The following is a 14,969-nucleotide window of genomic DNA, read 5'->3' on the forward strand; positions in this document are numbered from 1 at the left end:
GGTCGATAACCCCGGGGCACACCCGATCCCGGACCCAAGCATGAAGACCCAGGACATGAACAGAGACTGGCACGCCACGGCACGCACCCTTTCCGAGGCGCTTCCCTACATGCAGCGCTATTCCGGCGCGGTGGTGGTGGTGAAATTCGGCGGCAACGCCATGGGCGACGAGGACGCCATGGCCGAGTTCGCCCGCGACATCGTGCTGATGCGGCAGGTCGGGATCAATCCGGTCGTGGTGCATGGCGGCGGTCCGATGATCAACCAGATGCTGGACAAGCTGGGCATCTCTTCGCAATTCGTGCGTGGCAAGCGGGTGACCGACAAGGCCACCGTCGAGGTCGTGGAGATGGTGCTGACAGGCCTTGTGAACAAGCGCATCGTGCAGGCGATCATGGATGAGGGCGGGCGCGCTGTCGGACTGTCGGGCAAGGATGACGACCTGATGGTCTGTGTCGCCGACGACCCGGACCTTGGCTTTGTCGGCAAGCCGGTCGAGATGAACGTGCAGGTGCTGCGCGACCTTTTCGATGCCGGGATCATTCCGGTGGTGGCCCCGGTGGCGACGGGCATGGGCCAGAACGAAACCTTCAACGTCAACGGCGACACCGCCGCAGGCGCCATTGCCGGGGCGCTGCAAGCCGACCGTCTGTTGCTGCTGACCGACGTGGCCGGTGTCAAGGACGGCAGCGGCGAGGTGGTGACCGCGCTGACCCCCGAAGAGGTGCGCAGGATGACCCAGGACGGCACCATCGCCGGCGGCATGATCCCCAAGACCGAAACCGCGCTCAGCGCCATCGACGCAGGTGTGCGCGCGGTGGTCATCCTGGATGGTCGCGTGCCCAATGCCTGCCTGCTTGAGCTTTTCACCGAACATGGCGCGGGGTCGCTGATCCGACACGCGGAACTTCCCCCGCACGAGCGGCGCTGAGCGATGCGCCGCCTGATTCTCATGCGCCACGCCAAGTCGGATTGGCTACAGGGTGTGGACGACCACGACCGTCCGCTCAACAAGCGCGGGCAGAAGTCCGCGCCAGCGCTGGGTCGGTGGCTGCGCAACAAGGGCTACCTGCCCGACGCGGCGCTGATATCGTCCTCGATGCGCACGGTCGAAACGTTCGGGCGGCTCGATCTCGACTGCGCCGTGCGCAAGACGCGGCGGCTTTACCTCGCCGATGTCGAAGAGATCATGGCTGAATTGCGCGCCGAAACCGCCGAGACGCTTCTGCTGATCGGCCACAATCCCGGCATTGCCTATGCGGCGTCGCAACTGGTGTCGGCGGTGCCTGATCACGCGGATTTCCGCGACTACCCGACCGGGGCGACACTGGTGGCCGAATTCGACGTGGCCTCATGGGACGCCGTCGCCATGGGCACAGGCATCGCCCGCGACTTCGTCGTGCCAAGGGAACTGACCGGCGGCTGAGCGCCACGGACCGGCCCTGCGCCGGTCCCTCGGGGAACCCTGCGCTTTGCCACCCGGCCCGCTGCACCGGCCCCCTACATTTACACCCCGGCCAAGGACACGGGTGGTTGCCCCCCGCATCCTGCGCTGTCCTGCGCTGTCCGGATCTGTGTGTGGCGCCCTAGCGGAACGGCGGCGCGTATAGCAGGCCACCGTCCGTCCACTGGGCGTTCAGCCCGCGCGACAGGTTGACCGGCGTCCGCTCCCCGATGTTCTTGGCAAAGATCTCGCCGTAGTTGCCCCCGGCCAGGATGGCCCGGCGCGCCCAGTCCGCATCGAGGCCCAGCATCGCGCCCAGCTCGCCTTCGGTGCCGAGGATTCGCTTGACCTCGGGGCTGCCCTTGGTCGCAAGCTCCTCGATATTGGCAGAGGTGACACCATATTCCTCGGCTGCGATCAGCGCGTTCAGGGTCCAGCGGACCACATCCCCCCAATCGTTGTCACCGTGGCGCACCAGCGGGCCCAGCGGTTCCTTCGAGATGATCTCGGGCAGCACCACGTGATCGGTCGGGGTTTCGAACGCGGCGCGGGTTGCGGCCAGGCCCGACGCGTCGGTGGTGTAGGCATCGCAGGCCCCCGACAGGTATTGTTGCTGGGCCTCGGCGTTGGTCTCGATCGCGACCGCCGTGTAGTCCATGTTGTTGTTGCGGAAGTAGTCCGCGAGGTTCAGGGCCGCCGTGGTGCCGCTTTCGATGCAGACCGTGGCGCCGTCAAGTTCGGTCGCCGACGAAACGCCCAGCGCCTTGGGCACCATGAAGCCCTGTCCGTCGTAGTAATTCACCCCGACGAAGTCGAATTTCAGGTCCACGTCGCGCTCGAATGTCCAGGTGGTGTTGCGGGCCAGGACATCGATTTCGCCCGCCGCCAGGACCGTGAAGCGGGTATTTCCGGTGGTCGGCACGAAGTTGACCGCCGAGGGATCGCCCAGCACGGCGGCGGCAATGGCGCGGCAGAAGCCGACATCAAAGCCGCTCCACTCACCGTTCGCGTTCTCGGTCGCAAAGCCGACAAGTCCGGTCGACACGCCGCAGTTCAGTTTTCCGCGTTCTTTGACGGTATCGAGGGTCTGCGCCGCAGCCGCTCCGGCCGTCAGGCCGACCGCAGCCAATACGCCAAGAATTACGGTTCTGTACATGTCTACCTCTTCCTTTTTTCCGCCACTCATCGGGCAGATTCAGCGCAGCCACAAGGGATGCATCGCATATCGTGCAGAAGCGGATTTCCGCTTGGCCTGCGCAACTCTGGTCGCATTCCAATTCGAAGGTCAACCCGGACGCCCTGAAAACAGCTGTCCCGAGGGCTGTCAGGCGATAGCGTCCCGCGCATCGTTTGCATGGTCCCGGGACAGGTGCCAGATGCGCACCGCGTCGGCGAAAGCGCGCCGTTTGATCTCCGCCAGGGCCGCGGCGTCCTCGTCCGCGCCCCACTGTTCCGCCTGCCATTCCTCGTCCAGCCGCGAGGCCTGCCAGACTGTCTCGGGGTCGTGACCGCGGGTGGCGGCAAAGCCCAGCACAAGCGAGCCCGTCAGCGACACCAGATCGTGAAAGGCGGCCAGACCGAAGGGATCGATCCGGTGGACATAGCCGCGCAGCGTCTCGACCGCGCGGGGGTCCTGCGGGATGTGCATGACGCCGACCCGAGGCTCCAGCCGCACGCCGAAGGTCTCGGCGGCCCATTCGAGGTAGGGGTCCCAGACCTCGGCCTGCCGCGCCACCAGATCGGCGGGTGCATCGGCCCGGTAGCATAAGAGATCGCTGTCGCCATAGGCGGCCAGCATGTCGGCCACTTCGGCGCGCTGGATATGCACCTTGTCGATGGCGGCATTGGCGCTGCGGGTGACCGGCATCGTGGCCGGGTCGATCACGTCGACCTGCGCGTCCCATTCCGCCGCGATGGCGTCGGCGAAGGCGGCGGTCGGCACGACCAGCGGCGCTTTCGCGGGTGTCTTGATCGGACGCGCGTCCAGCAGAACCTGCCAGCCGGTATCGGTCGGTTCGGTCCGCGCCTCGGTCCAGAAGCGCTTCATCGCCCATCCGCTCATGTCTGGCTCCATATCTGTTGCAACAGCCCCGGCAGCGCCGCCATCTCGTCGATGATATGGTCTGCATCCGTCAGCCGCGCGCGCGGGTGATATCCCCAGGTGACGCCGATCGCCACCAGTCCGGCGGCCCGCGCCATGGCCATGTCGAACGCCGTGTCGCCGATCATCACCGCGTGGCGGGCGGCAACGCCGGTCTCCGACAGCGCGGCCTGCAGCATGGCGGGGTGCGGCTTGGACGGGTGATGGTCCGCGACCTGCTCGGTGGCGAATCGTCCGCGCAGCGCGTGACCGTCCAGCAGCGCATCGAGCCCGCGCCGCGACTTGCCGGTGGCGATGCCGGACAGCCAGTGCGGCACCGCGTGGATGGCGTCCAGCGTCTCGCGCACCTGCGGGAACAACGGCGCGCCCTCCGCCGCACCGACGGCCCTGCGCCGCGTCGCATAGGCGTCCTTGTAGCCCGCGACCATTCGTGCGCGCGTAGCGGCATCGACCCCGGGGGCCAGCTCCGCCATCGCCTCGGGCAGCGACAGGCCGACGATGCCGAGGATCGCCGCCCGGGGCGGCGTGACGAGGTGCTGCCCCTCGAAAGCCGCGGTCATCGCGGCCAGGATATCGGCCTGGCTGTCCACCAACGTGCCATCGACATCAAAGACCACCAATCGCAGATCGCCGCTCATGCGTCGTCCAGAAAGGGGTCTGCGGGCACGTCGGCGGCGTCCCAGCCGACGTAGCTCCAGGTGTTCGCCATGTGGTCCGGCAACGGTGCTGTGACTGTGATCCGCGCGCCGCTGACCGGGTGTGTGATCGACAGGGACCGGGCGTGCAGGTGCAGCTTGCGGCTGATCTCTCCGCCCAGCTGCGCGCCCCAGCCATCGCCCAGGTTCTCCTGCCCCGAGCCGCCGTATTTGCCGTCGCCGACGATGGGATGCCCGATCGCCGCCATATGCGCGCGCAGCTGATGGGTGCGCCCGGTGACCGGAACCATCGCCACCCAGGCCGCGCGCTGGGCCAGCTTCGACAGCACCGCGTAATCGGTGGTGGCGTGCTTCGCGCCTTCGGTGGATTTCATGTCGCGCGGGTGCACCGGCAGCATCTTCTCGCCCTCGCCGCCCTTGCCGTGGCCCGGTGCCTTCACCAGGCCCAGCTGGATCGTGCCCATCGCCGGGATCGGCACGCCCGCGACCACGGCCCAATAGATCTTGCGGGTTTCGCGCGCGCGGAATGCGTCGGTCAGTGCCTTGGCCACCGCCCGGGTGCGGGCCAGCAGCAGCACGCCAGACGTGTCCTTGTCGAGCCGGTGCACCAGCCGGGGCTTTTCGTCGTAGCCGAAGCAAAGCGCGTCCGACAGGCCGTCGACATGGCGCGTCTGCTTCGATCCGCCCTGCGTCGGCAGGCCCGGCGGCTTGTTGATCGCGATGATGTGGTCGTCGCGGAACAGCACACAGGCGCGCATCATCTCGGCATCGGCATCGGATATCTGCGGCTTCGGGCGGGCGGTGATCGCGCCCGCGTCGGGGATCGGCGGGATGCGCACCTCCTGGCCCGTGGCAAGCCGGTGGTTCGCCTTCACGCGGCCGCCATCGACGCGCAACTCGCCCTTGCGGCACAGCTTCTCGATCCGCCCCTGCGCCAGTTGCGGGAACAGCCGTTTCAGCCAGCGGTCAAGGCGCTGATCGCTGTCGTCGGGACCGATCGTGAGTGTCTGCACGCCGCTCATTGGGTCAGGCTCCTTGCCAGGATCAGGCCCAGTACCAGGGCCGAGAGAGAGAGGATGACCGACGCGGCCACGTAGGCCGCCGCCTGCGCCGGCGCCCCCCGTTCATATAGGCTCACCGCATCGAGCGAGAAGGCCGAGAAGGTGGTGAACCCGCCCAGCAGCCCGGTCATCAGGAAGGGCGACAGCCGGTTGCCGCCAAGATGCGCCAGCCCCACCACGATGATCCCCATCGCAAAGGACCCCAGCACATTGACCGACAGCGTGCCCCAGGGAAAGCCGTGCCCCAAGGCGCGCACGGCCGCGATCCCGGCGAGGTACCGGGCCATCGCGCCCAGCGCGCCGCCAAGGGCGACCTGTATCAACGTGCCAACCATGCCCGCGCGCATCGCGCCTTGCCGCTGGCTTGTCAAGCAATGGTGACATCCGGGGTCATTCCCCTTCGGACTGACACGGGGTAGCGTCCGACCCGAATGGAGGACCTGACATGCCGACACGCCGCGCCCTGCTTCGGGGCATCGCCGCCACGACCGCGACCGCTGCTCTGGGCGGCCTGCCCGCGCGGCTCGGCGCATCCCTGCCGGAACTGGCGGTTGCGCCCGGCACCCACCAGATCGCGCCCGAGGGCATGGCCGCCACCGACCTCTGGACCTTCAACGCCGCCTTTCCGGGGCCGGAATTGCGCTATCGACAGGGCGACCGCTTTCAATGGCGGGTGACCAATGGTCTCGCGCAACCGACCTCGGTGCATTGGCATGGCATCCGGATCGAGAACGCCATGGACGGGGTGCCGGGGCTGACGCAGGACCCGATCGCGCCGGGCGCCGGGTTCGACTACGACTTCGCCCTGCCGGATGCCGGGACGCATTGGTATCACAGCCATGCGCAAAGCGTCGAACAGGTCGAGCGTGGCCTCTATGGCGCGTTGATCGTGGATGAGCCGGACACCCCCGATATCGACCGGGATCTGACGCTGGTGATCGACGACATCCGGCTGGGGCGCGACGCGCAGATCACCCCGGATTTCGACAACCTGCACGACCGCGCCCATGCCGGGCGGATCGGCAATGTGGTGCTGACCAATGGCGCCCCCGAGGCGCGTTACGGCGTGCGTCGGCACGACCGGTTGCGGCTGCGGATCATCAACGCCGCCAATGCCCGGATCTTCACGCTGGGGCTACAAGGGCTCGAGGGCTGGATCGTGGCGCTTGATGGCATGCCGCTGGCCGAACCGCCGACGGTAAGCGATCTGCTGACCCTCGCCCCGGCCCAGCGCGTCGATCTGATCGTCGATGTCACCGACCCGGACGAGGCTTTTTTGCTGCATTTCGACCGCAGCGGCGGCTATGCGCAGGCGACCTTCGAGGTCGGACCCGGGACACGCGCCCGGCGCGGCCCCCCCGCCCCGCTGCCGCCCAATCCCGACTTCCCCATCGATCTCGCCGGTGCGGTGCCGCAGCGCATCCTTTTGCAGGGCGGTGCTATGCGGGGCCTGCCCGAGGCGCGCCTTGACGGCAAGATGCTGTCGGGCCGCGATCTGGCGCAGCAGGGCATGGTTTGGGCGATCAACGGGCAGGCGGGCCGCGATGCGACGCCCCTGCTGCAGGTGACGCGGGGCGAAAGCGTGCGGCTCGGCATGGTCAATGACAGCGCCTTCCCACATGCCATGCATCTGCACGGGATGCATTTCGCCGAGGTGCTGGCGGATGGCGGTCTCGGCCCCTTGCGCGACACCATCCTGCTGGGTCCGGACGAGGTGCGCGAGGTGGCGTTTGCCGCGCACAATCCCGGCGACTGGCTGTTTCATTGCCATATGCTCGGCCATCACGCGGGCGGCATGGGCAGCTTCATCCGCGTCACTGCATAAGGCCCGGACTTGCGCGACTCGGCCCTTTCGGACAAGGCTTGATCAAATGATCAAAATTCCCGCCTGACCCGGAGGTCCACCATGGACGGCACGCTTACCGCCAACGATCTGTCGCACATCGTCACTGCCGACAAGGCGCATGTCTGGCATCACCTGAGCCAGCACAAGCCATGGGAAACCTCGGACCCGAATATCCTGATCGAGGGCAAGGGGATGCGGGTCTGGAACCAGAACGGCAAGGAACACCTCGATGCGGTGTCCGGCGCGGTCTGGACCGTCAATGTCGGCTATGGCCGCGAAGAGATCGCCCGCGCGGTCTATGACCAGCTGTGCAAGATGAACTATTTCGCGGGGGCCGCGGGCACGGTGCCCGGCGCGCTGTTCGCGGAAAAGCTGATCGGCAAGATGCCCGGCATGAGCCGCGTCTATTACTGCAATTCCGGGTCCGAGGCGAACGAGAAGGCGTTCAAGATGATCCGCCAGATCGCGCACAAGCGCTATGGCGGCAAGAAGCACAAGATCCTCTACCGCGACCGCGACTACCACGGCACCACCATCGGCTGTCTGTCGGCGGGCGGTCAGGACGAACGCAACGCGGAATACGGCCCCTTCGCGCCGGGCTTCGTGCGGGTGCCGCATTGCCTTGAATACCGCCGCCACGAACAGGACGGCGCGCCGGTCGAGAATTACGGCGAATGGGCCGCCGACCAGATCGAGAAAGTCATCCTTGCCGAAGGTCCCGACACGGTGGGCGGACTCTGCCTTGAGCCGGTCACCGCGGGCGGCGGCGTCATCCTGCCCCCCGAGGGCTACTGGCCCCGGGTGCAGGAGATCTGCCGCAAATACGACGTCCTGCTGCATATCGACGAGGTCGTCTGCGGCGTCGGGCGTACCGGCGACTGGTTCGGCTACCAGCAATACGGCGTCGCGCCGGACATGGTGACGATGGCCAAGGGCGTGGCCTCGGGCTATGCGGCGATTGCCTGCCTCGTGACCACGGAGGCGGTGTTCGACATGTTCAAGACCGACGCCGCCGATCCGATGGACTATTTCCGCGACATCTCGACCTTCGGGGGCTGCACGGCGGGTCCGGCGGCGGCGATGGAAAACATGCGCATCATCGAGGACGAGGACCTGCTGGGCAACACCACCCGGATGGGGGCCTACATGCTGGACCAGCTGGGCGCGCTGAAGGACAAGCACCGGGTCATCGGCGACGTGCGCGGCAAGGGCCTGTTCCTCGGGGCCGAACTTGTCACCGACCGCGACTCGAAAGAGCCGGTGGAAGAAGCGCGCGTCAAGGCCGTGGTCGGCGATTGCATGGCGCAGGGCCTGATCATCGGGGCGACCAACCGGTCGGTGCCGGGAAAGAACAACACCTTGTGCTTTTCGCCCGCGCTGATCGCCACGAAGGACGATATCGACGAGATCATCGCAGGCGTGGACAACGCGTTGGGTCGGGTCTTCGGGTAACCTCGGGGGGCGTCGCGCACCCTGCCCCGGACAGGATCCGGGGCCGCTGACCCGATGCCACGATCCCATGTGACGGGTCAGGCGGGTGGCCTGCCCGGTGCGGGATGCTCCGCCCCGACAGAAGCTGGTCGCCGAACACAAAAAAACCGCGCCCGATGGACGCGGTCTTGTCGTTAACGCGGCGGCGGATCAGCCGTTCACGCTGTCTTTCAGAGCCTTGGCGATGGTCATCTTGACCTGCTTGTCGGCTTCTTTCTTGAACTGCTCACCGGTGGCGGGGTTGCGCACCATGCGCTCGGGGCGCTCGCGGCAGTAGATCTTGCCGATGCCAGGGATCGTCACGGCACCGCCGCCACCCACTTCGCGGGTGATGATGTTGGTGATCGCATCCAGCGCGGCACCGGCAGCTTTCTTGTCGCTGTCCATCTCTTCTGCAAGAGCGGCGACAAGCTGGGTCTTTGTCATCGGCTTTGACATGGTATTCTCCTTCAGCCTCCCCCCTTGTTGGGGCGTTATCGGCTATTTGAACCTTATATTGCGTCGAAACACAACGATTAGCGGTTAGGCAAACACTCAAAACCAGCACTTTTTACGTGTATCGGGCCTTTAAAGGAAGGCCGTTTCGTCAAAACTGCGCAACTTCCGGCTGTGGATGCGGGCGATCGGCATTTCACGCAGCACCTCCATGGCGCGGATTCCGATGCGCAAATGCCGGGTGACCTGGGTCTTGTAGAAGTCCGACGCCATGCCCGGCAGCTTCAATTCGCCATGCAGCGGCTTGTCCGACACGCACAAAAGCGTCCCATAGGGCACCCGGAACCGAAAGCCGTTCGCGGCGATGGTGGCGCTTTCCATGTCCAGCGCGATAGCGCGCGATTGCGACAGGCGCTGCACCGGACCGTGGGTTTCGCGCAATTCCCAGTTGCGGTTATCGACGCTGGCAACGGTGCCGGTCCGCATGATCCGCTTGAGGTCGTAGCCCTTGAGTTCGGTCTCGACCGCCACCGCCTCTTCGAGCGAGGTCTGGATCTCGGCCAGCGCCGGGATCGGCACCCAGACCGGCAGATCGTCGTCAAGCACGCGATCCTCGCGCAGGTAGGCATGGGCCAGCACGAAATCGCCCAGCGATTGCGAATTGCGCAGACCGGCGCAATGCCCGACCATGATCCAGGCATGCGGACGCAGCACCGCGATATGATCGGTCGCGGTCTTTGCGTTGGACGGGCCGACGCCGATATTGACCAGCGTGATGCCCGAACCGTTCGCCCGCTTGAGGTGATAGGTCGGCATCTGCGGCATCTTCGGGCTGACTGGCAGCGCGCCATCGGGGTCGGTAATCTCGGCATCGCCGGTCGATACGAAGCTGGTATAGCCGCTGTCGGGATCGGCCAGCGCGGCGCGGGCATAGGCTTCGAACTCGGTCACGTAGAACTGGTAGTTGGTGAACAGAACATGGTTCTGGAAATGTCCCGGATCGGTCGCGGTGTAATGCGCCAGCCGTGCCAGCGAGTAATCCACCCGCTGCGCGGTGAAGGGGGCCAGCGGCTCGGCACCGTCGGGCGCGGGGCGGGCGGTGCCGTTGACGATGTCGTCATCCGTGGTCGTCAGGTCCGGCACGTCGAAGACATCGCGCAGGATGAAGTCCGCCGCACCCTCTTGCGGGACGGTCACGCCTTCACGATTGGACACCGCGAAATGGACCGGCATCGGCGTTGCGGACAGGCCGATCTGCACCGGCACGCCATGGTTCTCGATCAGAAGTCCGATCTGCTGTTCGAGATAGGCGCGGAACAGGTCGGGCCGGGTGATCGACGTGGCATGCACGCCGGGCGCGGAGACATGGCCGAAGGCCAGCCGGCTGTCGACCTTGGCAAAGCTCGTCGTGGCGATCCGCACTTCCGGGTAATAGGCCCGGAAGCGCACCCCGGGGTGGCCGGTCTCGATGGCTGCCTGGAACCGGTCGCACAGAAACTCGGTGGCCTGCTCGTACAGATCGCACAGGCGATCGACGGCTTCCTTCGGCACGGTAAAAAGGGCGGGCTCGGGCGCGTCCGGCGTCACAAGCTCCACGCCCGCAATGAAATCCTGCATTCTGGTCTCGCTTTCGTGTTGGCCGCACCGTGACACCAAGCAGGGGCAGGTTCAAGGAACGCCGTCGCGTCGCGGGAACCCGGCGGCGGATGGGGGCGTTTTCCGCTCATGCAGGTCACGCCCGAACTCACATACTACCCCGACAGCCGACCGGGGATCACACGCCGCAAGCAGGGCCGCGGCTGGAGCTATCTTGCCCCCGACGGCACCCGGATCGACGCCGCGACCGAGCGCCGACGCCTCGACGCGATCGCGGTGCCGCCCGCCTACCGGGACGTCTGGATGTGCCCCGATCCCAGCGGGCATCTTCAGGCCACCGGGCGCGATGACAAGAAGCGCAAGCAATACCGCTACCACGCCGACTGGACCGCCTATCGCGCGCGCCGGAAATTCGGGCACCTGGCGACATTCGGCGCGGCGTTGCCGGGGCTGCGCGCCCGCATCCGACGCGATCTGCGCGAGGGCGATGCGGGCGATCATGCCTTTGCCATCGCCGCGATCCTGGCGCTGCTCGACCGGGCCAATCTGCGCGTCGGCAATGCCGACTACACCCGGCGGAACCGCACCTTCGGGGCAACCACGCTGAAGTCCCGACACCTCGACCTGGACGGCACCGAGGTGCGGCTCGATTATCGTGCCAAGGGTGGCGAACGGGTTCGGAAACGCCTGCGCGACCAAACCCTCAACCGCGTGCTCGAACGGCTTGACGATCTGGGCGGCCCGACGCTCGTGTCTTGGCAGGACGCGGATGGCAGGACCCGCGCGGTCAATGCCAGCGAGGTCAACGCGACGCTGGCCGACCTGACCGGGTCCGACGCGATCACCGCCAAGACCTTTCGCACCTGGAACGGCACGGTTGCGGCGTTCGAAACGGCGATGGCCGAGGATCCGCCGACCATCAAGGCCATGACCGAGGCCGCCGCTGAGCGGCTACACAATACCCCTGCGATCTGCCGGACGAGCTATGTGCATCCCCGCGTGATCGCGCTGGCGGACGCCGAATTGCCCGCGCGCCGCGTCTGGATGGACCGCGCGTCCGAAACACGCGGTTTGCGGCAGGCCGAGGCCGGGCTTCTGGCGCTGCTGTCGGAGGCGGACGGGTTTCCTTCGCCCTAGCTCCGTGCGACCGTTGCGCGAGAAACGCAAGACGCAGGCGCGCGCCGCCCGGAGGCCCGATGACAGACACCCCGCCCGACACAGCCATCCACACAGCCACACACACATCCACCGAGACCCCCACGGCAGTTGTGACCGGGGCGGCCCGCGGTATCGGGCTGGCCACCACCCAGCTGTTCCTGGAAAAGGGCTGGAAAGTGGTCATGGTCGATCGCGACGGCCCGGAACTGACCCGCGCGGCATCGACGCTGTCGGGGGTCCTCGCGGTCGAGGCCGACATCTCGGATATCGGCGATGTGCACCACATGACCAATGCCGCCACCGGTTTCACGGGCCGCATCGACGCGCTTGTCAACAATGCCGGTATTGCCGATTTCGGCCCCATCGGAGCCACCGACTTCCACACCTGGCGCAAGGTGATGGCGACCAATCTCGACGGTGCGTTCCTGTGTTCGCAGGCGCTGGTTCCGGCGCTGAAGGCGGCGCGCGGCGCGATCGTGAACATCGGCTCGATCTCGGGGTTGCGGGCGTCGACGCTGCGGGTGGCCTATGGCACCTCGAAAGCCGCGATCATCCATCTGAGCAAGCAACAGGCCGTCGAGCTGGGCGAGTTCGGCATCCGGGCCAATTGCGTCTGCCCCGGCCCGGTGCGCACCAAGCTGGCCATGGCCGTACACAGCCAGGACATCATCGACGCCTATCACGACGCGATCCCGCTCAATCGCTATGGCAACGAGCGCGAGATTGCCGAGGCCATCGTCTTCCTCGCATCGCCGTCCGCGTCCTACATCACCGGACAGGTCCTGGCCGTCGACGGCGGGTTCGACACGGCGGGCGTGGGCTTGCCCGCGTTGCGCCCGTGACCGACGCTGCCGTTGTCATCCGGGCGTGCGATCCGCGCGACGCCGAGGCTGTGGCTTGCCTCCAGTCCTACTATGCCGAGTTGAACCGCCGCTTCGATCACGGCTTTGACGTGACCCGGTCCGCCGATCCCGAAGCCGCCAGCATGACGCCGCCCAAGGGCACCTTCCTGCTGGCAGATGTCGACGGTCGGGCGATGGGCTGTGTCGGCCTCAAGGGACATGGCGACTGGGGCGAGGTCAAGCGGCTCTGGGTGTCGCCCGAGGCGCGGGGTCTGGGCCTTGCGCGACGGTTGATGGCGACGCTCGAGGACGAGGCGCGGACGCTCGGCATGGGGGTGCTGCGGCTCGATACCAACAACGCGCTGCACGAAGCGGTGGCGATGTACCGGGCGCTGGGCTGGACCGAGATCGGGCGCTTCAACGACGACCCCTATCCGGACGCGTTCTTCGAGCGGACGCTGTAACGGAAGCGGCGGCGGGCGCATCCGGTCCGGCGCTGCCCGCGCGCCCTCGGGTGCGTTCTGGTGGTGCGGTGACGGCAGACGAGCCCCCGGATCAGGTCCGGGGTCCGTGCCGTTGACCCGGTATCCGCAGCAAGGCGCGAGGGACCGCTTGCGACAAGGGGCAGACGTGGCGGCGGAACACCAGCCGAACATGCGCGACGACTGGGTGCGCCCTGTTCCCGGCCACCGGCCCCCGGACGTGATCCGGGGGCTCGGGGCACTTGGCGCATCAGCGGATGCGCTGGCCGTTGGCCAGGATCTGGCCCTCTTCGGTGATCGTCACGGTCGATGTCAGCCTGTCTGCACCACCGCCCGGTACCGAGAACATCGAGATCATCATCCGGGCGCCCATCGCGTCCTCTTCGGACATGATCCCCATCTCGATCAGCTTGTCGATCAGCGCGTTGCCGCCCTCGAGCGACAGGGTCGCCTCGCCGGTCGGCGCGGGCATGCCGTCGAAGGTTTCGAGATCGTCATTGTTGAAGGTAAACGCGCCCTCGCCCTTCATCTCGGCCCCCGCTGCCATCAGCTGCAGCGCGTTGATGGTGACGGAATTGACCTCGCCCGGCGCGCCATCGGCGGCCTCCATCGCTTCGGGGTCGAGGATCGACAGGAAGGTGGTGACCTGCCCGGTGACATCGACGATCAGCGTCGCCGGATCGCGCGGCAGGATCTCTTGTGGATCGAGCATCGACCAGATCACATCGGCCATTTCAAGACCGGCCAGCTGCAACAGCAGCTTGAAGTCCTGCGGGTCGTCCGAGGCCATGACCGGAACACTGAAGGCCAGCTGGATACGGTCGGCCGAGGCGGATACCGGGAATGGCAGGTCCGGAACCGTCGCCGACATCTGCAGGTTCTCGGTGCCGACATCGTACTGCATGCCATCCTCGGACAGCGCAAATGCGAAGGACCCGCCACTGGACGAGCTTTGGCCCTCGGCGGCGTCTCCGTCCGACGTGCCGCTGAATTGCGACTGGCCGGTGGCATAGCTGAATGTGGCGCGCGCCTTCAGTCCTGCCTTGATCAGGGCTTCCCCGGTCAGGTCGGGCTTGATTTCGGGAATGTCGCCCGAGCCTTCCATCGCCACCTCGGTCAATGCCCCGGACAGGTTGCCGGTGTCGCCGGTTTCGGGATCGGTGAACGAGACGCCGTAGCTCAGTTCGGCGATCTCCATGGCCTGGGTGACCTGCAACAGATCGCCGTAGTCCAGCGACATCGACCCGGACATGCCCGCCATGGCGAATGACCCGTTGCCCATCTCTTCGGGCAGCGGCGTGCCGTCCACCGTGATCCCGGCCAGGTCTATTCCCAGCCGGTCCGCCGACAGGTCGTATCTGGTCTTGGCTTCGGTGCCCGAGGCGACGATCGCAAGGCCGGAATGGGAATAATCGAGAGACACGACCGTCTCGGGTTCGTCGTCGGTGTCGGTGGTGATGGTGATCGGCATGCTTTCGGGGAAAAGGATCAGAACGGTGCCATCCCCCTGATCCTCGAACACCACCTCGGAGGCCTCGAAGACCAGCGCGCCGTTCTCTTCCGGCATCGCCATCGTGGCGGTCAGCCCCGCGACAACGACATTGCCACCCGCGTCGTTGCGATCGGCGCTGACAGTATAGCCCGATGTTTCGAGATAGGTCCGAAATCCCTCCCAGACCTGCTCGGGGGTGACATCGGCCAGAACCGGCTGGGTCCCGACGATCAGCAGTGAGGCAGTGCCGCCCAACAGGGCGCGAATGCGGCGCGTCATGGAGTTTCCTTCCCGCAAAATGACAAAATCAATCTGACGCACAGCTTCCTCCCAGTCGGACCGACGGTCAAGGGGGGTGGACCGTC

General features: G+C 66.6%; 15 protein-coding genes. 7 read left to right on the plus strand and 8 right to left on the minus strand.

What is annotated here, in order from left to right; translation table 11 throughout:
• The first annotated feature begins 55 nt into the window (after positions 1-55).
• On the plus strand, positions 56-931 hold the full coding sequence (gene argB, locus ACXYMN_RS13805) for an acetylglutamate kinase (protein WP_459014459.1): 876 nt from the start codon (positions 56-58) through the stop codon (positions 929-931).
• A 3-nt stretch (positions 932-934) separates the two neighbouring features.
• Complete coding sequence (locus ACXYMN_RS13810; protein WP_459014296.1) at positions 935-1,426, plus strand: SixA phosphatase family protein; 492 nt, start codon at positions 935-937, stop codon at positions 1,424-1,426.
• A 160-nt stretch (positions 1,427-1,586) separates the two neighbouring features.
• Here ACXYMN_RS13810 and ACXYMN_RS13815 read toward each other — a convergent pair whose 3' ends face one another.
• The 5 genes from ACXYMN_RS13815 to crcB all read right to left on the minus strand — a co-directional run bounded on the left by ACXYMN_RS13815 (position 1,587) and on the right by crcB (position 5,597).
• Positions 1,587-2,600: an amino acid ABC transporter substrate-binding protein gene (locus ACXYMN_RS13815; RefSeq protein ID WP_459014297.1), complete on the minus strand. Its 1,014-nt coding sequence runs from the start codon at positions 2,598-2,600 to the stop codon at positions 1,587-1,589.
• Positions 2,601-2,768: 168 nt separating this feature from the next.
• Positions 2,769-3,506 (minus strand): ATP12 family chaperone protein, encoded by a 738-nt coding sequence (locus tag ACXYMN_RS13820; protein ID WP_459014298.1) that lies wholly within the window; start codon positions 3,504-3,506, stop codon positions 2,769-2,771.
• Positions 3,503-4,183, minus strand: a complete 681-nt coding sequence (locus ACXYMN_RS13825; protein ID WP_459014299.1) for an HAD-IA family hydrolase — start codon at positions 4,181-4,183, stop codon at positions 3,503-3,505. The genes ACXYMN_RS13820 and ACXYMN_RS13825 overlap by 4 nt, the downstream gene beginning before the upstream one ends.
• The gene (locus tag ACXYMN_RS13830; protein WP_459014300.1) at positions 4,180-5,223 is read right to left on the minus strand and encodes an RluA family pseudouridine synthase; all 1,044 of its coding nucleotides are present in this window, start codon (positions 5,221-5,223) and stop codon (positions 4,180-4,182) included. The genes ACXYMN_RS13825 and ACXYMN_RS13830 overlap by 4 nt, the downstream gene beginning before the upstream one ends.
• Positions 5,220-5,597, minus strand: a complete 378-nt coding sequence (crcB, locus tag ACXYMN_RS13835) for a fluoride efflux transporter CrcB (protein ID WP_459014301.1) — start codon at positions 5,595-5,597, stop codon at positions 5,220-5,222. Before crcB ends, ACXYMN_RS13830 begins: the two co-directional genes overlap by 4 nt.
• Before the next feature lie 110 nt (positions 5,598-5,707).
• Here crcB and ACXYMN_RS13840 point away from each other — a divergent pair, with 110 nt between their 5' ends.
• Both ACXYMN_RS13840 and ACXYMN_RS13845 read left to right on the plus strand, forming a co-directional pair.
• A complete protein-coding gene (locus tag ACXYMN_RS13840) occupies positions 5,708-7,087 on the plus strand; it encodes a multicopper oxidase family protein (RefSeq protein WP_459014302.1) in 1,380 nt (459 codons plus the stop codon).
• 81 nt (positions 7,088-7,168) lie between these two features.
• On the plus strand, positions 7,169-8,560 hold the full coding sequence (locus ACXYMN_RS13845; RefSeq protein WP_459014303.1) for an aminotransferase family protein: 1,392 nt from the start codon (positions 7,169-7,171) through the stop codon (positions 8,558-8,560).
• A gap of 189 nt (positions 8,561-8,749) precedes the next feature.
• Here ACXYMN_RS13845 and ACXYMN_RS13850 read toward each other — a convergent pair whose 3' ends face one another.
• Positions 8,750-9,037: an HU family DNA-binding protein gene (locus tag ACXYMN_RS13850; RefSeq protein WP_459014304.1), complete on the minus strand. Its 288-nt coding sequence runs from the start codon at positions 9,035-9,037 to the stop codon at positions 8,750-8,752.
• Positions 9,038-9,166: 129 nt separating this feature from the next.
• Entirely contained in the window at positions 9,167-10,651 is a 1,485-nt protein-coding gene (locus ACXYMN_RS13855) for an AMP nucleosidase (protein WP_459014305.1), read from the minus strand.
• A 108-nt stretch (positions 10,652-10,759) separates the two neighbouring features.
• On the opposite strand from ACXYMN_RS13855, the gene ACXYMN_RS13860 reads away from it, so the two are divergent.
• From ACXYMN_RS13860 to ACXYMN_RS13870, 3 genes are read left to right on the plus strand one after another with little or no spacing between them, the layout of a single operon-like run.
• On the plus strand, positions 10,760-11,767 hold the full coding sequence (locus ACXYMN_RS13860) for a DNA topoisomerase IB (protein WP_459014306.1): 1,008 nt from the start codon (positions 10,760-10,762) through the stop codon (positions 11,765-11,767).
• A gap of 59 nt (positions 11,768-11,826) precedes the next feature.
• A complete protein-coding gene (locus ACXYMN_RS13865; protein WP_459014307.1) occupies positions 11,827-12,630 on the plus strand; it encodes an SDR family NAD(P)-dependent oxidoreductase in 804 nt (267 codons plus the stop codon).
• On the plus strand, positions 12,627-13,094 hold the full coding sequence (locus ACXYMN_RS13870) for a GNAT family N-acetyltransferase (RefSeq protein WP_459014308.1): 468 nt from the start codon (positions 12,627-12,629) through the stop codon (positions 13,092-13,094). Before ACXYMN_RS13865 ends, ACXYMN_RS13870 begins: the two co-directional genes overlap by 4 nt.
• A gap of 268 nt (positions 13,095-13,362) precedes the next feature.
• Here ACXYMN_RS13870 and ACXYMN_RS13875 read toward each other — a convergent pair whose 3' ends face one another.
• Positions 13,363-14,883 (minus strand): DUF2125 domain-containing protein, encoded by a 1,521-nt coding sequence (locus tag ACXYMN_RS13875; RefSeq protein WP_459014309.1) that lies wholly within the window; start codon positions 14,881-14,883, stop codon positions 13,363-13,365.
• Positions 14,884-14,969 lie beyond the last annotated feature (86 nt).

Source organism: Roseivivax sp. CAU 1753 (assembly GCF_054482575.1).